General features: G+C 47.4%; 21 protein-coding genes. 4 read left to right on the plus strand and 17 right to left on the minus strand.

The genetic code is table 11. The features are described 5' to 3' along the window. Nucleotides 1–83 precede the first annotated feature (83 nt). Together ABEQ74_RS19295 and ABEQ74_RS19300 are read right to left on the minus strand one after the other, a co-directional pair. The gene (locus ABEQ74_RS19295; RefSeq protein WP_430123761.1) at nucleotides 84–1,298 is read right to left on the minus strand and encodes an endonuclease Q family protein; all 1,215 of its coding nucleotides are present in this window, start codon (nucleotides 1,296–1,298) and stop codon (nucleotides 84–86) included. Nucleotide 1,299: 1 nt separating this feature from the next. Continuing rightward, nucleotides 1,300–1,881 carry an NUDIX domain-containing protein gene (locus ABEQ74_RS19300; protein ID WP_430123762.1) on the minus strand — a complete coding sequence of 194 codons (582 nt, stop codon included), beginning with the start codon at nucleotides 1,879–1,881 and terminating at the stop codon, nucleotides 1,300–1,302. A gap of 94 nt (nucleotides 1,882–1,975) precedes the next feature. Here ABEQ74_RS19300 and mciZ point away from each other — a divergent pair, with 94 nt between their 5' ends. Both mciZ and ABEQ74_RS19310 read left to right on the plus strand, forming a co-directional pair. Beyond that, nucleotides 1,976–2,149 (plus strand): Z-ring formation inhibitor MciZ, encoded by a 174-nt coding sequence (gene mciZ / locus ABEQ74_RS19305; protein ID WP_430123763.1) that lies wholly within the window; start codon nucleotides 1,976–1,978, stop codon nucleotides 2,147–2,149. An 88-nt stretch (nucleotides 2,150–2,237) separates the two neighbouring features. Then, the gene (locus tag ABEQ74_RS19310) at nucleotides 2,238–3,449 is read left to right on the plus strand and encodes a tetratricopeptide repeat protein (protein ID WP_430123764.1); all 1,212 of its coding nucleotides are present in this window, start codon (nucleotides 2,238–2,240) and stop codon (nucleotides 3,447–3,449) included. 72 nt (nucleotides 3,450–3,521) lie between these two features. Here ABEQ74_RS19310 and ABEQ74_RS19315 read toward each other — a convergent pair whose 3' ends face one another. Continuing rightward, nucleotides 3,522–4,652 carry a tripeptidase T gene (locus ABEQ74_RS19315; RefSeq protein WP_430123765.1) on the minus strand — a complete coding sequence of 377 codons (1,131 nt, stop codon included), beginning with the start codon at nucleotides 4,650–4,652 and terminating at the stop codon, nucleotides 3,522–3,524. 110 nt (nucleotides 4,653–4,762) lie between these two features. Here ABEQ74_RS19315 and prli42 point away from each other — a divergent pair, with 110 nt between their 5' ends. Beyond that, entirely contained in the window at nucleotides 4,763–4,864 is a 102-nt protein-coding gene (prli42, locus tag ABEQ74_RS19320; protein WP_015734477.1) for a stressosome-associated protein Prli42, read from the plus strand. Nucleotides 4,865–4,889: 25 nt separating this feature from the next. Here the strand turns inward: prli42 and lipB are convergent, their stop codons facing one another. From lipB to lpdA, 5 genes are all read right to left on the minus strand, one after another. Next, nucleotides 4,890–5,570 (minus strand): lipoyl(octanoyl) transferase LipB, encoded by a 681-nt coding sequence (gene lipB, locus ABEQ74_RS19325; RefSeq protein ID WP_430123766.1) that lies wholly within the window; start codon nucleotides 5,568–5,570, stop codon nucleotides 4,890–4,892. 145 nt (nucleotides 5,571–5,715) lie between these two features. Further along, nucleotides 5,716–7,107: a dihydrolipoamide acetyltransferase family protein gene (locus ABEQ74_RS19330; protein WP_430123767.1), complete on the minus strand. Its 1,392-nt coding sequence runs from the start codon at nucleotides 7,105–7,107 to the stop codon at nucleotides 5,716–5,718. 19 nt (nucleotides 7,108–7,126) lie between these two features. Then, a complete protein-coding gene (locus ABEQ74_RS19335; protein ID WP_430123768.1) occupies nucleotides 7,127–8,113 on the minus strand; it encodes an alpha-ketoacid dehydrogenase subunit beta in 987 nt (328 codons plus the stop codon). 2 nt (nucleotides 8,114–8,115) lie between these two features. Further along, nucleotides 8,116–9,144 (minus strand): thiamine pyrophosphate-dependent dehydrogenase E1 component subunit alpha, encoded by a 1,029-nt coding sequence (locus tag ABEQ74_RS19340; protein WP_430123770.1) that lies wholly within the window; start codon nucleotides 9,142–9,144, stop codon nucleotides 8,116–8,118. Between the two features lie 176 nt (nucleotides 9,145–9,320). Next, a complete protein-coding gene (lpdA, locus tag ABEQ74_RS19345; protein WP_430123771.1) occupies nucleotides 9,321–10,742 on the minus strand; it encodes a dihydrolipoyl dehydrogenase in 1,422 nt (473 codons plus the stop codon). A gap of 158 nt (nucleotides 10,743–10,900) precedes the next feature. Here lpdA and ABEQ74_RS19350 point away from each other — a divergent pair, with 158 nt between their 5' ends. Beyond that, nucleotides 10,901–11,206, plus strand: coding sequence for a DUF2627 domain-containing protein (locus ABEQ74_RS19350; RefSeq protein WP_430123772.1), 306 nt, complete (start codon nucleotides 10,901–10,903; stop codon nucleotides 11,204–11,206). Nucleotides 11,207–11,262: 56 nt separating this feature from the next. Here ABEQ74_RS19350 and ABEQ74_RS19355 read toward each other — a convergent pair whose 3' ends face one another. The 9 genes from ABEQ74_RS19355 to dxs all read right to left on the minus strand — a co-directional run bounded on the left by ABEQ74_RS19355 (nucleotide 11,263) and on the right by dxs (nucleotide 20,942). Continuing rightward, complete coding sequence (locus ABEQ74_RS19355) at nucleotides 11,263–11,475, minus strand: hypothetical protein (protein ID WP_430123773.1); 213 nt, start codon at nucleotides 11,473–11,475, stop codon at nucleotides 11,263–11,265. A 65-nt stretch (nucleotides 11,476–11,540) separates the two neighbouring features. Beyond that, nucleotides 11,541–12,428 (minus strand): NAD-dependent epimerase/dehydratase family protein, encoded by an 888-nt coding sequence (locus ABEQ74_RS19360; RefSeq protein ID WP_430123775.1) that lies wholly within the window; start codon nucleotides 12,426–12,428, stop codon nucleotides 11,541–11,543. Between the two features lie 464 nt (nucleotides 12,429–12,892). Next, nucleotides 12,893–13,696, minus strand: a complete 804-nt coding sequence (gene spo0A / locus ABEQ74_RS19365; protein ID WP_054401615.1) for a sporulation transcription factor Spo0A — start codon at nucleotides 13,694–13,696, stop codon at nucleotides 12,893–12,895. A gap of 194 nt (nucleotides 13,697–13,890) precedes the next feature. Continuing rightward, nucleotides 13,891–15,225, minus strand: a complete 1,335-nt coding sequence (gene spoIVB / locus ABEQ74_RS19370; RefSeq protein WP_430123776.1) for a SpoIVB peptidase — start codon at nucleotides 15,223–15,225, stop codon at nucleotides 13,891–13,893. A gap of 115 nt (nucleotides 15,226–15,340) precedes the next feature. Further along, nucleotides 15,341–17,065, minus strand: a complete 1,725-nt coding sequence (gene recN / locus ABEQ74_RS19375) for a DNA repair protein RecN (protein ID WP_430123777.1) — start codon at nucleotides 17,063–17,065, stop codon at nucleotides 15,341–15,343. 49 nt (nucleotides 17,066–17,114) lie between these two features. Further along, nucleotides 17,115–17,564: a transcriptional regulator AhrC/ArgR gene (ahrC, locus tag ABEQ74_RS19380; RefSeq protein WP_430123778.1), complete on the minus strand. Its 450-nt coding sequence runs from the start codon at nucleotides 17,562–17,564 to the stop codon at nucleotides 17,115–17,117. Nucleotides 17,565–17,582: 18 nt separating this feature from the next. Continuing rightward, on the minus strand, nucleotides 17,583–18,074 hold the full coding sequence (locus tag ABEQ74_RS19385) for a hypothetical protein (RefSeq protein WP_430123779.1): 492 nt from the start codon (nucleotides 18,072–18,074) through the stop codon (nucleotides 17,583–17,585). A 68-nt stretch (nucleotides 18,075–18,142) separates the two neighbouring features. Further along, nucleotides 18,143–19,015, minus strand: a complete 873-nt coding sequence (locus tag ABEQ74_RS19390) for a TlyA family RNA methyltransferase (protein WP_430123780.1) — start codon at nucleotides 19,013–19,015, stop codon at nucleotides 18,143–18,145. 19 nt (nucleotides 19,016–19,034) lie between these two features. Continuing rightward, entirely contained in the window at nucleotides 19,035–20,942 is a 1,908-nt protein-coding gene (gene dxs / locus ABEQ74_RS19395) for a 1-deoxy-D-xylulose-5-phosphate synthase (protein ID WP_430123781.1), read from the minus strand. Nucleotides 20,943–20,985: the final 43 nt, after the last annotated feature.

The following is a 20,985-nucleotide window of genomic DNA, read 5'->3' on the forward strand; positions in this document are numbered from 1 at the left end:
GAGTCTCCTTTCTGGTGTCTCTACTCTACTTTATGACAATCGTAAGCCTTGTATGACTCTTGGTTGAGAGAGTTGACCCGATTTTACTGGAGCACCTTCCCGTAAGAGCCTCCGCCTCCAGCTGATAAGGGCAGTGTCCCATTCCGGGCCATCACGATGCTTGCCGCGAGCCCCTCGCCGGCAACGGCCGCCAGCTCGGCTTCCGTAGCCTGATGAAGGATATTCATTTCGGTACCGAAGGCGTCAAGCAGCTTCGACATGGAGGACTTTCCGAGACCAGGGATGAACTCTAGCGGAACCTGATAGTAATACGCCGGTCGGCTTTCCGGAACGATAGGTTCTGGGCGGTCAGCAATGTTCAAAATCCGGTCAAATACACCTTGAACCAGCTTTGTGCTTCCGCAGTACGGACATCTGACCAATTCATGAATATCGCTTCCTTCATCCAGGACACTATCACATCCATTGCAGAAGGTGCGGTGATATTTCCCTAACCGGGGATTAAGACCGTAATTTGCACTGATTCTGCGGCCTTCCTTCATCGCTAGCGCTTTGCGAAATTCAGAAAATGATGGCTCTGCCATGTCAATCCGGTTGTATTCCCTGCCGATCTTACCAAGTGAATGGGCATCCGAATTGGTTAAGAACGAGTAAGCGTCCAGTTCGCTGATCCGTCCCGCCATTGAGGAATCCGCACTAAGCCCAAGTTCGATTCCAGCAATTTCGTTCAGGTTGAAGACTTCGCTCATGCGATCAGCCATATTGCCGTACAAGCCTTTGTGCGGAGTGAATACATGCGCAGGTATCAGCAGTCCTCCTCGATCCGTAATTTCCTGCTGCAGTTCGCGTGGCGATACATAAATGCGTTGAGAACTGAGCTGTATGTTTTTCATATATTTTGCCATCCAAACAGAAAACTCCTGAATGGTGCGAAGATCAGGGAAAAATGCCAGTACATGGGCTGCACCACGTCCGCTTTCACGAATCTCGATCTCGCTTCCGAGCAGTATCACCGTATCTTGATACGCAATGCCGCCGCCCTCTACTTCTCGCATGGAGCCGCCCTCCAAACACTTCAGAATATCTTCCTGGACCGAAGGAGAATGGCAATCGATAATGCCGATCATCTGGATACCCTTCCGCTTTGAAGCCTCAACGGCGATGTTCTCAAAGGTCAAGTTGTTGCTTGCGCTTATTTTCACAGCTTGACCGTTACCTGCCCGTCCAATATGAATGTGCATGTCACAGTAATAGGATTGAATTCCGGCGGGAGACACATTCTTCTTGGATTGCGGCATATTAGATCTTTCCTTTCAGGATATACATATCCCAAGCGTAAACAGCAAGAATGGTTTTCGCATCACTGATTCGCTCTGCTTGTATGAGTGAATACGCTTCTTCAAGCGTGATCTCCATCATTTCGATAAATTCATCCTCATCCGGATTCATATCTCCACTGATCAGATCCTCTGCTAAATACAAGTGAATGATTTCATCTGCAAAGCCAGGCGACGTATAGAAGGAGTGAAGTTTACGGATCGACCCACATGTATAACCCGTCTCTTCCTGCAGTTCACGCTTGGCGGCTTCCAGTGGATCTTCGCCTGGTTCGAGCTTGCCTGCAGGTATTTCGACCTCGCAGCGTCCAAGCGGTTGACGATATTGATTCACCGCTAGCATCTTATCGCCTTTTATAGCCAGCACTGCTACAGCCCCCGGATGCCTAACCACTTCACGGGTTGCTTCTTGTCCATTGGGCAGTTTAACCGTGTCTACCTGTAAAGAAATGATATTTCCTTTAAAAATAGATTGGGTGGAAACCGTGGTTTCTTCCAGCAATTTATCCGAAGCTTCTCGGTTATTACTACCGAAATCGCTCATATCATGACCTCCTTTGTTTAAAAACGGTATGACTGACCATGCTATTGCATAAGGTGTATTATATCAAAATTTCCAAGAAAGAAGGAAGCGCCAGATGAAAAGCTATAAAGGGGAGAACTCGATACATATGGTAGGACAGGCATGGCAGATTCGAATCATGTTAAAGCAGTGGCAGCAGCAATGGGGACCCGGAACGATGGTTAAGGATATACTTACAAAAAACGGAAGTGATTTTCACGAAAAAAAGAGTAATAAATTAGGTCTTTAGACTCTTTTTTCGACTTTTTTCTTTTTTTTTGATCAAAGTCCATGACCTTTGCTCCTATATAGGTGTTATATCATTGGGAGGCTTCGTGATGCGAAATATACCAATTATTGAAACCGGACCTATAGCCAATCCGCCTTCAAACCATTATGAGCGCGGTAAATGGTACAAAAGACGCGGTTATCTTGAACAGGCTTTGGAGAGCTTCAAGGCAGCCGCACATACTACTTCCACCGACATAGAAAGCCGGGAATGGAAGGAAGTGGACCCAAGCTGGCTCGAGTACGGGTTATTAAGCATGCGCATGCGATTATTTGCTAAATCGGAGGAAGCTTTCAGAATTGTCGTGCAGCATTCCGGTACATACGCTCAAGAGGCATTAAATCAGTGGGCCGCACTCCTGCTCATGAAAGGAATGCCCGATCAACTGATATGCGAACGGCTCCTGGACGAAACCAGGAACTATAATACGGCACCAAGCATGGTTGGCAAATCGATGTTCTATATTGGAGCATATCGCTATGCTTCTCTATGTTTCGCCAAACAAAAGCGCATATATTCCGATAGCTGCATCCAGAATGCTGCCAGTATGGTTATGACGGGTCAAATCGCTGAAGCTTTGCAGTTCATCGACCATTACCTCCACGAGCATCATGGCGATCCCATCAAACGACCTAATGCAAGAACATCCGAAGCGATTCAGCTGTCCAGAATCGGGAAACTATGCAAATGGTCTTTGGCAGATTCAATCCCCGATAGGTTTATCTTCAAGTCAGAGGCCTTGGAGCTGGCTCGCATGGCCGTATCGCTTAATATGGTCCCTATAGCAGAAGCTCTCCTTCCTGAGCAGGACACCTCTGCTTATTATGCTCTGATCTGTTTTCTTTATTATGAAGGGTACAGAGATCTTGCGATCTCAAAAATGGGCCAGCTTGAGGCACTGCCTCTGGATGGTCGAGACACTTTCAGCAAGAAACTATGTTTTATCGCCGCTGAGAATTTGTATATACACAGAAAATATCATGAAGCCGCCTCCTTGTTCGAACAGCTCAGATTGGCTGATCCTCTACATGAGGAGACACGATTTGGCGAAGCTGCTTGCTATTTGCAAACGACCTTGATCTCCCTCTCCTCTCGTTTGGAAGCACAATACACTTCTGCATCTGCAAGCCAAGAGATCAAATCTCATATGAACAATGTTAATACTGCCCTGCATATCGTGGAGAGCACTAACTGGCGTACGATCTGGTCGCCTGCACAAGACAGGATCGAAAACTCTAAGCCCAAGTCCATCTTAAATTAATATGATCAATTATAAATAAGCCCGTAGCAGAATGGATCATCTGCAACGGGCTTTACATTGAATCACAATATACTAAGCTTTCGCTGTCTCTTGAATAATGCCTACCACGATCTGCGCTGCCTTAACTAAATCTGAAGCTTGAATGCGCTCCTGTGTGGTATGAATATCCTGATATCCGATGGCCAGATTAACTGTTGGTATCCCGAGTCCATTAAAAATATTGGCATCACTGCCGCCTCCGGAATGGAATGTACGCGTTGGCAAACCTAATCCGCCTATAGCACGCTGCGCAAGCTGGACAACCTCATCATGTTCATTGAAGCTAAAGGCCGGGTATACGACTTCACTGATAAACTCACAATTGGCACTATATTCACGAACCGTGGTTTCCAGAGCTTCCCGCATATCGTTCACTTGCTTTTCTACTTTTTCTTGAACGATACTGCGCGCTTCGGCATCAATCTGAACATAGTCACAGACAATGTTGGTTGCTCCTCCACCTTGGAACTTGCCGATATTGGCTGTAGTTTCCTTATCGATACGTCCCAGCTTCATTTTGGCAATCGCTTTGGATGCGACTTGGATCGCGCTGATGCCATCCTCCGGGTTTACACCTGCATGGGCGGACTTCCCTTTGATGATCATTTGAATTTTGGCTTGGGTCGGAGCAGCAACAGCAATAGAGCCTAACTCTCCGTTCGAATCCAAGGCAAAACCAAGATCTGCATCCAGATGATCCGGGTTAAGTGACCGAGCTCCTACGAGACCCGACTCCTCCCCAACTGTAATTACAAACTGGATCTGTCCATGCGGGATGTTGTTCTCCTGAATGACCCGGATTCCTTCCAGCAAAGCTGCAATGCCTGCCTTATCATCAGCCCCGAGTATAGTTGTGCCATCGCTTCGAATCCATCCGTCTGCGCCTAAACTCGGTTTAATGCTTTTTCCAGGTGTTACGGTATCCATATGACAAGTAAAGAGCAGCTTAGGAGCTTGCTCTGCCGATTGATCCGCTTTCCATGTAATAATCAAATTACCCGCTCCGTGCCCGGTATGCTCCTTCGCATCATCTTCGATGATGTCAAAGCCAAGTTCGGAGAATTTATGTTTGAGAACTTTCGAGATTTCTTGTTCATGCTTGGTTTCGCTATCGACCTGAACCAATTCCATGAATTCTTGGATGATACGTTCTTCTGAGATCACTGGACTTCCCTCTCTTTCGCAGATACGATACAATGTCTTTATATCCATATCTCATGTAATGAATGCAGCATGCCTGTTCATCATTAAACCTATTTTAAAGGAGTTACACAATGCAACGTAAAAAGTGGTTTCGAATTGTGATTTATCTCATGCTGATTGCCATGGTCGGATCAACGCTTCTCGTTATACTTGAGCCTTTATTCCTTCGTTAACACCTAACGTTCCCAGAACAACGAGTTACAACCAATGAGCTTCATATGGAAATACCCGGGTGAAGAAAGGGACGATCTCCCGGGCTACTTCCTCTACCTCAAAAGTGCGCCCTGTACAATCCTCCAATGAGGTCACTCCATATTCTTGTATCCCGCAAGGTATAATTCCTGAGAAGCCGGCTTCTGCGATTCCCGATTTAATATTAAAAGCAAAGCCATGGCTCGTTACAAATCCGCGATGCTGCCGGCATTTATTGAATTTGACCCCAATGGCGCATATTTTCAAATCTCCAACCCACACTCCGGTATACTCAGGTTTTCGATCTGCTTCGATATTGTAGGAGGCTAAATAATCGATAATAACCTGCTCTACATCGCGAAGGTAGCCGTGCAGATCCAGATTTTTACCGCCATCCAGCAATAAGAGCGGATACCCTACAAGCTGCCCAGGTCCATGATATGTAATATCCCCGCCACGATCAATTTCAAACAAGCCGATGCCTTGTCTTTCCAACTCCTCCTTGCTTAACAACAAGTGCTCTGGATGACGCTGTGATCCTATCGTATAAGTTGGAGGATGTTGGAGGAGCATCAATCTTTCATGACACTCCCCCGAATCAATAGCGGTTACCTGCTGTTTCTGATGCTCCCAAGCCAAGCCATAATCGACGATCGGCGTATACGTTATTTCCAAGGGTTTATTCATGCGACAACGCCTTCTTTCATCAGGGTTCCCATAAACCATTCAATGTAACTGACATCGACTTCATATGAAATGACATCATGTTCCGATTCTTCAACTAGTGGTGAGCTTTCCTCCACAAGAAATACGCCGTATGGAATGATTGTGCTTAATAAAGCTTTGTATCCAGCGTATAACCTTCCAGATTATCTTTTACTCGCTGCAGGAATCTTCCGCAGATCACCCCATCCAAAATCCGATGATCCAGAGATAAGCAAAGATTCGCCATCGAACGAACAGCGATCATGTCATTGATGACCACCGGCTTTTTAACGATGGATTCGAAGGTCAGAATGGCGGCCTGCGGGTAGTTGATGATCGGATAGGACAGAATCGACCCGAAGGATCCTGTATTGTTCACCGTAAAGGTACCGCCCTGCATATCGTCCAGTTTCAGCTTGCCTTCACGGGTCTTGCGCGCAAGCTCTTCGATCTCTCTAGCTAAACCGGCAATATTCTTCTGATCCGCACGGTGAATGACCGGTGTCAATACGGAGTCTTCTGTGCCGACAGCCAATGACAGATTGATATCACGTTTGACCACGATTTTATCAACAGCCCAGAACGAGTTCATGATCGGATAATCTTTAATTGCATTCACGACTGCTTTCAGCAAGAAGGCCAGATAGGTCAGGTTTACCCCTTCCTTGCGCTTGAACTCATCCTTCAGCTGATTACGCAGCAGCACAATATTGGTCACATCGACTTCAATCATCGTCCAGGCATGCGGAATTTCCGTCACGCTTTGACGCATGTTTCTAGCTATGGCGTTACGCATCGGCGTAACATCGATGAAGTATTCCGATCTGCCGCCTTCCATTCCTTCCACTTCGATGGTCGGAATCTTCGGCGATTCTGTCAGATGCAGTCCCGAATGGCGAACATTAGGGATCGCTGTGCCGAGCGGAGGCGAAGGTTCCGTTGGTGTCTGATGCTGGAGGCCTTTGAACGGTGAAGCGGAGCTCTGCTGTACCGATTGTTTAGGTGCATCCACACGCTGGCTTGGTGCTGCTGCGGCTGAAGCGCCCTGGGCTCCCCCTTTTTCAATATAAGCCAGCACATCTTTACGGGTAATTCTACCGCCCATGCCGGTCCCTTGCACACGCGCCAGGTCAACCTGATGCTCGGCAGCCAGCGTCTGGACAGCCGGAGAATAACGGAAGCGCATAAAGCTGTCTTCACTGGTATTTAGCTGAGCTTGAGTAGTCGGGGCTGCAGCTGGCTGTTCAATCTTCGTCTCAGGAAGGGAGCCAACGGCAATGCGGCAAATCACTTCACCGACATTGATGGTCTGGCCCTCCTGGGCAAGGATTTCTCCCATGACGCCATCCAAGGTGGATGGAATTTCGGCGTTGACTTTATCGGTTATTACTTCACAGATAGGCTCATACTGCTCAATCGAATCTCCCGGTTTCTTTAGCCACTTCGCAATGGTCGCCGAAACAAGGGATTCTGCCAGCTGAGGCATCGTAACATCGGTCAATTTTTGATTTTCGGACATGCTCACAACTCCCTTGTTCTTAATAAAGCGCCAATTGACGCATGGATTCTTTGACTTTGTCCTTGTTCAGCATAAAAAACTTCTCCATCGGCGGACTGATTGGCATGGCTGGCACATCCGGGCCGCATAGGCGCATGATCGGTGCATCCAAATCATAGAGACAGTTCTCGGCAATAATAGCGGATACTTCCCCGCCTACGCCGCCAGTTTTATTATCTTCATGAACGATCAGCACCTTACCCGTTGCGCGGGCAGCTTCGATAATGGCTTCGCGGTCAAGCGGTTGAATCGTTCGCAGATCGAGTACATGAGTGGTAATGCCTTCTTCCTTCTCGAGCTCTTCCGCAGCCTGCATTGTAAAATGCAGCGGCAGGCTGTAGCCGATCACCGTAATATCCGATCCTTCACGAAGCACCTTCGCTTTGCCAATCGGCACAACATAGTCATCATCAGGTACATCGCCGGTAATCAGCTTGTAGCATTTTTTATTTTCAAAGAACAACACAGGGTCCGGATCACGAATCGCAGCCTTAAGCAGTCCCTTTGCATCGTAGGCTGAGTACGGCGCTACGATCTTCAGACCAGGTGTACCGAAGAATACTGATTCTGGACATTGGGAATGATACAAGCCCCCGAATATGCCGCCGCCAATCGGTGCGCGGATAACGACCGGACAGCTCCAATCGTTATTGGAACGATAGCGAATCTTCGCAGCTTCGCTAATAATCTGATTGGTAGCCGGAAACATAAAGTCCGAATACTGCATCTCGGCGATTGGTTTCATCCCGTACATTGCCGCACCGATCGCTACACCGGCAATGGCTGATTCTGCGAGCGGCGTATCCAGCACCCGCATTTCGCCGAATTGATCCATCAAGCCCTTAGTTGTTGTAAACACGCCGCCTTTGACGCCAACGTCCTCACCTAACACAAATACAGACTCGTCACGCTCCATCTCTTCCTTCATAGCTAGGCGAATTGCATCGATATATTCCATTACTGCCATCTTTACGCGCCTCCTTGATCATCGGCATATACATGAAGAAGCGTGTCCTCAGGCTTAGGGAACGGAGCCAAGTCTGCAGATTCCGTCGCTTCTTTGATCTCCAGGTTTAATTGTGCGATCAAGTCCTGTTCGCGTGTTTCGTCCCAGAGTCCGCAGTCGATTAGATAGTTCTTAAAACGGGCGACGCCGTCCTTCTTCCAGTTCTCTTCAACTTCTTCCTTCGTCCGATAGGCCAAATCGTTATCTGAGGTAGAATGCGGCGACAAACGGTACATCATGGATTCGATCAGTGTAGGGCCTTCTCCACGGACTGCCCGTTCGCGGGCTTCCTTCACGGCGGCATATACTTCAAGCGCGTCGTTGCCGTCTACCCGAACACCCGGGAATCCATACCCGAGAGCACGGTCGCTTACTTTCCCGCTGATCTGCTTATGAAGAGGAACAGAAATCGCATATTGGTTATTCTCACACATGATAATAACAGGGAGCTTGTGAACGCCCGCAAAATTGCAGCCTTCATGGAAATCACCCTGATTGCTTGAGCCTTCTCCAAACGTTACAAAAGAGACAAAATCCTTCTTCTGCATCTTCGCTGCAAGCGCAATTCCTACGGCATGCGGAACCTGGGTCGTCACTGGGCTGGAGCCCGTTACGATTCGCAGTCGTTTACTACCAAAGTGCCCCGGCATCTGTCGTCCGCCGCTGTTTGGATCTTCAGCCTTGGCAAAAGCCGACAGCATCAATTCGCGTGGCGTCATCCCTACTGCCAACACAAATCCGTAATCGCGGTAGTAAGGCAAAAAGTAGTCCTTCTCCCGATCCAGTGCAAAAGCCGCTGCAACCTGACAAGTCTCCTGCCCGATACCCGACACATGGAAATTAATTTTGCCCGCACGCTGCAGCAGCAGGTTGCGCTCATCGAATTTCCGTGCCAGCACCATATATTTGTACATGTCTAGCACTTGTCCGTCCGTCAGTCCAAGCTGCTCATGCCTATTGTTGTTTGTTGTAACCGTTTCTTGTTCTTTCATGGAGATCCCTCCTTTATGTGAGCCATGACTTGAGACTTGATCTGTTAATTATCCATTAGTTAGAGGTGTGTTTGATCAAGTATTAAAACCTGGTACTAAGACTTGGCTTAATATTATTATAATCCCTTTCTCGGCAAAAAGAAATGAGGGATTCCACAAAAGGATATATTCTCCCCCTATAAACCAATCGCACGACCGTCCACGGCAAGCATCGCTTCGCCGATAATTTCGGACAAGGATGGATGCGCATGTACGGCAGTTCCCACTTCCCATGGCGTGGCATCCAGCACTTGTGCCAATGCAGCTTCACCGATCAACTCGGTGACATGTGGTCCAATCATATGCACGCCCAGGATATCCTGCGTCTTCTGGTCGGCAATGACCTTGACGAACCCTTCCCTGGTTCCATGAATCAACGCTTTTCCGATTGCTGAAAATGGAAACTTGCCAATTTTGATATCATGTCCCCGTTCTCTCGCCTGTTTCTCTGTCAAGCCGACACTTGCCACCTCGTGGCGTGTATAGATACAGCGCGGAATCCATTCGCTTGGGAATGCTTCAGACTTTTCACTAGCAAGATGGTTTACAGCTGTTATCCCTTCATGGCTAGCCGCGTGAGCCAGCTGAAGACCACCAATGCAATCGCCGATGGCGTAAATATGAGGCTCTGTAGTCTGCATGTTTGCGTTCACTGCGATGACACCATTGGTCACGCGAACATCTGTATTTTCAAGTCCGATATTCTCGGTATTGCCAACTCTTCCTACAGAGAGAAGGAGCTTATCGGCCGTCAATGTGATTGATTCTTCCTTATGCTCGATCATGATGGACACGCTTTGATCCTGAATTGTACAGCTGTCATCTAAAAGTTTGATATTGGTGATAACTTCTACGCCTCTGGCTGTAAGCATCATGGTCAGCTCATGTCCGATGTCTTCATCCTCTGTCGGAAGCAGATGAGAGGCCGCCTCTACGAGCGTGACCTTTACGCCAAAATCATTCAGCATCGAGGCCCACTCCACTCCGATTACGCCGCCTCCTACAATGATGATCGACGATGGTAGCTCCTCAAGCTCAAGCGCATGATCGCTAGTTAGAATATGTATGCCATCCGGCTCAAGCCCCGGCAAATGACGCGGACGAGAACCAGTTGCAATGATCAGATGTGTAGGCACCACCGTTTCCATCTCTCCATCCGGAAGCTCAACCGCCACTGCTCCGCTGCGAGGTGAGAAGATGGAGGGGCCGATGACTCTTCCTTTGCCTTCCACCACGGTGATTTTATTTTTACGCATTAAATATTGGACGCCTTGATGCAGCTTTTCCACAATGCCGTTCTTACGCTCCTGTACCTTGCCAAAAGATAACCGGACTCCGTCCGTCTCAATTCCATAGCTCTCACTGTCCTTCATTTCCGCAAACAGCTCAGCGCTTCGCAGCAAAGATTTACTTGGGATACACCCACGGTGCAGACAGGTTCCTCCCAGTTTGTCCTGTTCAATGATGACGACATTTTTACCAAGCTGGGCTGCGCGGATGGCTGCTACATATCCACCGGTTCCCCCGCCAAGAATTGCTACATCGCATGTTATAGCCACTAACGGCACCTCCATAATAAGTCCATTTTCACACTATCATTGTACTCTCTTTTTTTCTGATTACAAAATCTTGAACCATAAATCCAAATAGACATCCCCCTGTGAAAAAGGTATGATAAACGTTAGTTAATGACTTCAATGGCAGGAAGGAATCTTCTATGAGAATGTTAATCTCCCGTTTCATTGCCATCTTGATTCTGGTTATTCCGGGTTTTCTGGCGATGAAGGGTTTCTTAATGATGAAGGACGCGGTCTTTTTATATATTGCCGTTCATGGTGACGATACCGTGGCAAACCCTGCGTTCGGGTGGCTTTCTTTCCTTGGCGGTCTCGCGCTGTTCGTCATTGGGATCGGTTTCTTGGGCGGCTGGATTCTATTCCGGGATCGCAAGCGAAATTATGTGGGACCGAGATTCAAAAAGAAACGCGTAGCACCGAAATCAGGCACGACATCTAAACAGTAGTCCATAAACACCAAACACCGGGCTCCTTTCTCCCCGGTGTTTGGCGTTTTCCTCGTTTATTCCATCAGTGCGTCTTTCAGTTTACTCGACATTCTCATTTCTTTGGAGGTTGCCTTTAATGCAGTTTTCCGCAGATTGATATTCTGCTTCGTTAACATTTCAATTTCTTCATACATCGCATTGACCAGCCTGCTGGCATCCCCCGATAAGTGCCCCTTGGATTCCATCTCTTGTATCCGCTGTTTCCATGCTTCCAACTTGTCATTCATGCTGATCTTCCTTTCAGGAAACTACTCCACTTATCCTTCTATCCTAGCTCTATCATGTACCTATGCTAACGCCCCTTCAAGTCAGCAGTCAATTCAGCAATCAAATTCAGCATCCATTCGCTCAGATCCCAAAATTTAAAACCAGCTGCTGCTGCTCTGGAATGGTCCATTGTCCAATCTCCCGGTATGCCAAATGGAGACATATGTTCAGGTGCTGCCGAGGTTTGAAGAGGGACTGTTCGTCCAATTTTCTGCTGGATCAAGCTCATCAGCTCGCGAACTGAAATCGTTCCGCTGGAGCAAGCATTTACCGGACCCTCAAATTTAGTATGTCCCGCCCACTCCAAAAACTCAGCCGCTTCCTCGGCATGCACAAACGAAATCCGCGCATCCGGATCAGGCAGTCCGATAGCTTCTCCACTTGCTGCATGTTCGATGTGAAAGAGCAGTCTTCGTGTATAATCATCTGGTCCAAGAACGATTGGAAACCGGACGGCAGCAACGTTCAGATTATGCCGACTGAATAAGACGGCTTCCGACTGACGCTTTCCTTCCTCATAGCTGTAATCTCTGCGATCATTCATCATGACAGGATATCGATAGGGATCAAAGTCCTCTTCCCTCAAGGGATGATCTGCAAAATCATAGACCGATAAGGAGGATGTCAATACATATTGTCCCACTCGACCCGAGAAGATATCTGCGGCTTGCCCAGCTTCCTCCGGAGTATAACATATATTATCATATAGAATGTCAAATTCCCGGCCTTCTACGACCTGTCTCAGTTGATCCGGGTCTTTCCGATCCGCGATAAGCCGCTGTACAGCATTGCCAAAGGAATCCTTATGAGATCCACGTGTCAAAATCGTAACGGTATCGCCGCGAGCCAGCAGCCGGTTAACCAATCGTTTCCCGAAAAAGCGAGTCCCGCCCAATACTAAAATGTTAGCCATTTATAATTCCTCCCTGTAAGGATAAGAATACGATCGATTTGACGCCCCTTTATACAATCATACCCAATGAATATAGCGACCTGTCCAATTTCTCCATAGAGATCTCAGACTCCTTCTTTTCTCCTATATTTTATGTTATGCGGTCTGTATCCTAAGCAGCAATTTGTACATCGTTCGGTCTATTGCTCAGTCGGCCTACAGCGGCATATCTCGCAGACACATTAAGTGTTATGACCTTGCAAACGCAAAGAAGCCCGCCGACGATAGTAATACGCCAGCGGGTAACTTTGATTACTATTATTAGTAAAATGCGCAAGTAATGCATCAGTTAAAGTTATAGGTGAATACGGAAAAGTTCATCACAGATAACACGTTAAGATTTACCTGAATCTCATGCCAACAGTTCGATAAGTTAGGCGAATAACGTTCTATCCATCATCATTGTTCCGCGTTACACCAGCGTTTCACGATACCTTATGCTCAATCCGCAGCTTATCTGCCACCATCGCGATGAATTCGCTGTTAGTTGGCTTCGACTTGCTGATGTTAATCGTGTAGCCGAACAGATGGCTGATGGAATCGATGTTGCCACGTGTCCAAGCGACTTCAATGGCATGACGAATCGCACGTTCCACACGGGAAGGTGTAGTTTTGAATTTCTCGGCGATTGCCGGATACAATGTCTTTGTAATCGCGCCTAATATTTCGATATTGTTGTATACCATCGTAATGGCTTCACGCAAATATTGATAACCCTTGATATGAGCAGGAACGCCAATCTCATGGATAATGGAGGTAATATTCGCATCGAGGTTCTTCCCCTTGCCCATGGGAACCACATTGGATTTCATATTCATAAATGACGCGCTGGAGGACATGCTGTTCGTAGAGCCCACAAGCTGGCGAATTCGGCTTGCAAGGACCTCCATATCAAACGGTTTTAAAATATAGTAAGAAGCACCTAATTGCACAGCACGCTGGGTGATATTCTCCTGACCAAAAGCTGTAAGCATGATGACTTTCGGCTGCGGAGACAAATTCATATCACGTAAACGCTCCAGAACGCCAAGGCCGTCCAAATGGGGCATAATAATATCGAGGATCAGTATATCCGGGACTTTACCCGATTCCTCAATCATGCTCAGTACTTCTTCTCCGTTATAAGCGATTCCGGAAACCACCATATCTTGTTGATCCGAAATGTATTCACCAAGCAGGTTTGTAAACTCACGGTTGTCGTCTGCCAACAATACTTCGATCTTTTGCAATTCGTGCTCCTCCTTTAACAGATCAGTTGTAATTTTAACATTTTCTTGTAATATTAAGTTTTCGACATGTTGATTTAAATTCCTTCTGTCGAAAATTATTTTTCTTTATTTTTTTTTGCAGTTGATTTATAATTAAATATTTTGTTTCAAATTAATCTGTATTTCGTTATTTTACGACAAAAAATCTCAAGGCGCTAACCAGCCTTAAGATTTTGAGGTGTTGCTTTTTTAGTTTGTAATATGCCGGAGTCCTGGAGCATCCACTCGATGAAGCATCCATACCCTGACTTAGGGTCGTTAACAAATACATGGGTCACTGCTCCAATCAGCCTGCCGTCCTGAACGATTGGACTGCCACTCATCCCCTGAACAATCCCTCCCGTTTTCTTGAGGAGTCTTGGATCTGTAATGCGCAGTACCATTCCCTTTGTTGCAGGGGCATCTTGTTTGGAAACATGAACAATTTCTACGGTATAACGTTCCACCTTCTGCCCTTCCACAACGGTCAAGATTTCAGCGGGGCCTTCCTTCACCTCATGAGATAAGCCGACAGGAATCGGTTCCTGATAAAGACCATGCTCGGGAAGTTGATTCATTTTGCCGAAAATGCCAAAGTGAGTATTGCGCTCAACATTGCCCAAAACTTTGCCGTCTTTAGTGAATGTTGCCCGCTTCTCTCCAGGCTCTCCCTCTTCACTTCGGTTAATGGATGTGACGTTGGATTGAACGATCTGCCCGCTTCCAACCTCAATGGCTGTTTGTGTATTCATATCGGTTATAACGTGGCCTAGAGCCCCGTACACTTTCTGATGGGGAGCGTAGAACGTTAAGGTGCCTACACCAGCAGCAGAGTCACGGATATATAGGCCAAGTCGCCAGCTTTGGTCCTCTTGATCATAAGCGGGACTGAGCTTCGTTCTCAATTCCTTGCCGCTTCGTCTAAACGTTATGTCCAGTGGACGTTTGGCCTTTCCTGCTTTCTCAACAATGTCGGCCACCTTTGATACATCGTTTAGAGGGTTACCGTCCATCGTTGTGAGCAGGTCACCAAGCTTTAACCCGGCTGCTTCCCCGGGTGAAACCTTGGCACCGTTCTGGCCACGAACCAAATGATGTCCCACGACCAGAATACCGGAGGATTTCACTTTAACGCCAATGGTTTGTCCTCCCGGAATCACCTTAAGCTCGGGCACTACATTCACATGGACAGTCTTCAAAGGAATTTTACCAAATAATTTCAGGCTAACCTCGGCTTTGCCGCTTTGCTGGGGATTAAGCTCCAATGGCTGCTTTAATGATACTTGAAGTTTCGATTCAGGGGAACCATTTAACTGCAGGACATCGGGTCGATCAACTGAAGCGAGGGCTTGAACGGGCATAGCAACATCAAGATGGGACTGCTGTCCGGAAATCAATCTAAGCTCATCAGGCAATGAAGCAAACGACTGAACAGGATCAGCAGTTCCAAGGAAACAAAGAAGGAAAGCAAGAACGAAACCGAGCAGTTTTCTCCTGAGGTTGGGCTTCAATGGCTGTCACGCTCCCTTTTTCTTCTTTCGCTTGACGAAAAGGTGGTCGCCAATTGCGTACCTTTAAGTTACCCTGCCCCTAAGGATTTATAACTGTCAATCATTGACCCAATGCCTATCTGGATGCCTTTTGCGCTGCCGCCAGATTGAGCATTTCTTGGGCATGATGCAATGTTTTTTCGGTAATTTCGACTCCGCCGAGCATGCGCGCAAGCTCCTTTACCCGTCCTTCCTCATTCAAATGTTCTACCTGGGTCATGGTTCTTGAGGCTTCAAGCCTCTTCTCGATTAGATACTGATGATCCGCCATACAAGCAACCTGGGGTAAATGGGTAATGGAGAACACCTGACAGGTTTTTGCCAGCAGGAACAGCTTCTCAGCAATCGATTGGGCAGCCCTTCCGCTGACCCCTGTATCAACTTCATCAAAGATAAGGACAGGGATTTGATCATGACGGGCAAATATACTCTTCATCGCCAGCATAATTCTGGACATCTCTCCACCTGAAGCAATTTTGGCAAGCGGACGCAGAGGCTCCCCTGGATTCGCGGATATAAGGAATTCGGCCGTATCTATTCCATGCTTGGTCAAGCGTACATTTTGGCCCTCAAATTCATAGCCGTGCGGATCAAGCTGCAAGTCCAAACGAACTTCCAGCGAGGTTCTTTCCATTTGAAGATCCTTCAGTTCGCCCTCCACTTGCCTTGCCAAATCCAGTGCGCATTGTTTACGGGCATGGCGAAGCTCCTTGGCGCTGACCAAGAGCACACTCAACAGCTCGTCCCGACGCTGTTCCAATGCTTGGATAAATTCGTCCTTATTCTCCAGCATATCGGCTTCCTGCTGAATTCTCCCGTAGTATTCCAGAATTTGTTCTACATTATCCCCATATTTACGCCGTAATGCGGATATCATATCTAAACGAAGCTCAATTTCATTCAGCCGTTCCGGATTAAACTCAATGCTGTCGCGATAATCCCTTAGCTGAAATACCGCATCTTCAAGCTGATAATATGCGGATTGAAGCTGTTCTACAATTGGCTTTAAGCCCTTCTCGTCATAACCGGACACATCATCCAATCTGGATAGGGATCGGCTGACAGATTCAAGACCCGAAGATCCATACAATTGGTCATATGCGCCCGCTACTGAATCCATCATCTTCTCGCTATGAGACAGCTTGATCCGCTCTTCAGACAATTCCTCATCCTCACCGGTTTTCAGATCTGCTGCCGCAATTTCCTCCAGCTGAAAACGATACATATCCAGCATTTGATAGGCCTTCTGACTGGTCTCCTGCAGTTCCTTAAGCTCTTTCTCCACTTTGCTGAATTCGCCATACAGCTCCTGATACTTACGCTTGGCTGGTCCTATGACCTTATCTCCATATGTATCCAAGAGACTCATATGCTGCTCTGCTCGCAGCAAGCTTTGGTGTTCGTGCTGACCATGGATATTAATCAGCTTCTCACCAACCTCGCGCAGCATGCTCAGGTTCAGCAGTTGTCCATTAATGCGCGAAGTGCTCTTTCCTTGCGAGGTCAATTCACGCCGGATTAATAAAAGCTCTTCTGGATCCGCTTCCACACCAAGCTTATTCAACGTATGCCATACAGGATGTGCAGGAGGAAGTTCAAATAAAGCCTCAATTTCCGCTTTATCACAGCCATAACGAATTAACTCAGCCGAACCGCGCCCTCCAGCAATCAATCCCAAGGCATCGATAATGATGGACTTACCTGCTCCGGTCTCCCCTGTCAAAACGTGGAACCCTGGATAAAAGTGAACATCCACACTTTCCACGACAGCCAAATTCCGAATCGATAGCGTGTTTAACATGTAACCACCTCCACTACTGCATATAGAAAGACACGTGTTTTATTACTCATTACAAAAGAAAATTCTTGATTTGGGAAACCACATGTTCCCCATCCTCTTCCGTACGGCAAATTAACAAGATCGTATCATCTCCACATATAGTACCCATTACCTGGGACCATTCCATATTATCGAGTAGTACTGCAACCGAATTAGCTGTCCCTGGCAAGCATTTCATGACGACAAGATTACCAGTACGATCAATGTAAACGAAATTGTCAACAAGCGCTCTCTTGAGCTTCTGTACAGGGTTATAACGCTGATCTGTCGGCATGGAGTATTTATATCGCCCATCATCTGTAGGTACTTTGATAAGGAGCAATTCTTTAATATCACGCGATATCGTAGCCTGTGTAACCTGAAATCCTTCAGCCCTTAGAGCGTCAACAAGCTCATCCTGTGTCTCGATATCATGGTGAGTTATTATATCCCTGATTTTTATATGACGTTGTCCCTTCATAAAGAGCCTCCTGAATTTTTAACTGTTGTATTCATCTTGACCAGTCCATTCTTCGTCTGACCAATCCATGCTGATACGGTGGATCGCCTTCTCATTGGCATCAATGTAGAGCAGCCCGGCGCACTCGGGGTACAGCAGGAGAAACGGCATCAACCGATCACGAATGCCTGATCCCGTCCAATCGACCGGCATTCGATCCCGGGCCAGCTTCACCATATAGAGCTCGCCGCTTTCATCGGACGCTACATAATCAATAAACAAACGACTTAGGATGGGCTTATGTCCTGTTTCAAACGATAAGTTTATTTTTACTTTGCCCCCGACCACATCATATCCTTCTTGTTCAAGCAGCCCAATCACTGGGTGATCTGGAATGCGTTCATTAATCGGGATGCCCGGCAGCCGGTCCGGTGTCGGCGACATCAGCCAACGATTCAGCCTGTAGCCGATAAGCAGGGCAATGACGATACCAAGCAGTATCATTATTAACCAATCATAACGCTCATTCATCCTCTCACCTCGAATTTTGTATTCGCGGATGAGAACATAAATTCCTCTTTTTCAACAAAAGAAACTCATCATTTCGATGAGTTTCCTGTGAATGTATGAGCCGCTTGCATGACCACGGTGTCAATCCATTGACTCAAGTGGACCGAATCTTGTCCACTCTCCTGAGTCGGTTCTTCCGAGCTTTCAGCACCCTCTGGCTCGATACGCCAGTGGGCCAGGAATTCAATATTTCCTTCCCCTCCCGTAATGGGAGAGAAGGTCAGATTTTTCAACTTAAAGCCCAATTCATCAGCGAAAGTCAGCACTTGCCTAAGCACTTCTTTATGAACCTTCGGATCCCGTACCACACCCGATTTGCCTACTTTATCCCGCCCTGCCTCAAATTGAGGTTTGATCAGAGCGGCTATATCTCCGGAATGACCCAGAAGATTTTTCAAAGGCGGCAGGATAATGCGTAGAGATATAAAAGAAACGTCGATGCTGGCAAAGTCGGGATGTGGCCCTTTCAGGTCCTCAGGGGTCATATAACGAAAGTTCGTTCGTTCCATGACACACACACGCTCGTCATTACGAAGTGACCAATCCAACTGATTATACCCCACGTCAATGGCATAAACGTAGCTTGCCCCGTGCTGAAGCGCGCAATCCGTAAACCCGCCTGTCGATGACCCGATATCCAGCATAGTGCGTCCCTTCATATCGATACCGAATGAACGAATCGCTTTCTCAAGCTTTAATCCTCCACGGCTAACATACGGATGCACGGAACCCTTGACCTTCAGCTCCGACGTCCTTGGTATCTTCATGCCGGCTTTCTCAATCCGTTCGGTTCCGGCATACACAAGGCCTGCCATAATCGCCGCTTTGGCTTTTTCGCGGCTCTCATAATATCCCTGCTCCACGAGCAGGACATCAATGCGTTCTTTCTGAGTTGGATCCATATTATACTCCCGATCGTTACTAAGACATAAAACCTCTCTTGCCAAGCACAGCTGTCCGGGCATTCTTCAAACGCCGTATTTCCTGACAAACATTTTCCAATGTTAAACCTACTTCTTCACGCTGCTGCTGAATGCTTCCATGTTCAATAAAGCGGTCTTCAATGCCCATTAAGGATACTACCGCATCATGGAGTTTTTGTTCAGCGAAGTATTCCAAGACGGCACTGCCCAAGCTGCCTGCTTGTGAAGCCTCTTCCAGAACCAGCATCGAGGTTCCCTTCTTCGCCAGGTTCTTCAGCATATCACCATCAAGCGGTTTAAGGAAACGGGCATTGACCACCTCGACCATGATTCCTTCACGCTTGAGCTGTTCCGCTGCTTCTTCGGCAAGCTGCACCATAGGACCGGCAGCCAGAATAGCGTATCCTTCACCAGGCCGGACGACTTGCCATGTACCGATAGGGATCGGCACGAGTTCAGTATCCATAGGGACACCACGCACATTGTTCCGCGGATAGCGGTATGCGATAGGTCCTTCATTATAATCAAGAGCGGTCTTCATCATATGACGAAGCTCATTCTCGTCTTTCGGCATCATGATCACGATATTCGGGATATGGCGCATGAAGGCTACATCGTAAACGCCTTGATGTGTTTCGCCATCAGCACCGACGAACCCGGCACGATCAATTGCAAACATAACATTCGCATTATGACGGCAAATATCATGAACGATTTGATCATAGGCACGCTGCATAAATGTGGAATAGACCGCAAATACAGGTTTCATGCCTTCCATGGCCAGCGCTGCACATAATGTTGCCGCATGCTGCTCCGCAATCCCTACATCGATCATCCGGTTCGGGAACTTCTTGCTAAACGGGATGAGTCCCGAGCCGCCAGGCATCGCTGGCGTAACGGCTACGATCCGTTCGTCCTGTTCGCCCAGTTCAACGAGAGTCTGGCCGAACACTTCCGTGTACATCGGATTCCCTACTGCCTTTAACACTTGCCCGGATTCTATTTTATAAGGCGTTATACCATGCCATTTATGGGAATCGGATTCCGCTGGCCGATATCCCTTGCCTTTCGTAGTTACAGCATGAATCAGGACAGGTCCGTCTACATTGTCGGCCTGTTTTAGTGTATCAATCAGTTTGTTCAGATCATGCCCGTCAACAGGCCCGAGATACGTAAATCCTAATTCCTCGAATAATACGCCCGGAACCATCATATATTTAAGGCTGTCCTTCATCTTCTCCGCGGTCTTGGCAAGCTTGCCTCCGATGGCCGGGATTTTCTTCAGGAGCATTTCCACCTCGTCTTTGGCCCGCAGATAATAACGGTCAGAGCGAATCTTGCTTAGATAATTGTGCATGGCGCCGACATTCGGAGCAATGGACATCTCATTGTCATTCAGAATGACCATCAGCTTTTTCTGCTCGTGTCCAATATGGTTCAGCGCTTCAAACGCCATGCCTCCGGTGAGTGCGCCGTCACCGATCAAAGCGATAACACGGTTGTCTTCACCTTTCAGATCACGCGCCATAGCCATTCCCATTGCAGCAGATAGTGAGGTACTGCTGTGTCCGGCTTCCCACACATCATGCTCGCTTTCTGAACGCTTGACGAACCCACACAAACCTTTGTATTTACGGAGGGTATCGAATTTCTCCATTCGCCCGGTTAAAATCTTGTGTACGTAGGCCTGATGCCCAACGTCGAAAATCATTTTGTCACGAGGGCTGTCAAAGCAGTAGTGCAAGGCCAGCGTGAGTTCAACGACTCCCAGATTCGGTGCTAGATGGCCACCGGTGGCGGAGAGCTTTTCGATTAGAAAATGACGGATTTGTCCTGCTAAATCCTCGAGTTCGTCCACCGATAGAGACTTAAGTTGTTCGGGATGTTTGATATTTGGAAGAAGCACGAAGAATCTCCCCGCTTTCCTTGAATAAGTTTACGTTTCTTAA

The organism is Paenibacillus solani, from assembly GCF_050475945.1.
In the GTDB taxonomy this organism is placed as follows: Bacteria; Bacillota; Bacilli; order Paenibacillales; family Paenibacillaceae; genus Paenibacillus_AQ; species Paenibacillus_AQ solani_A.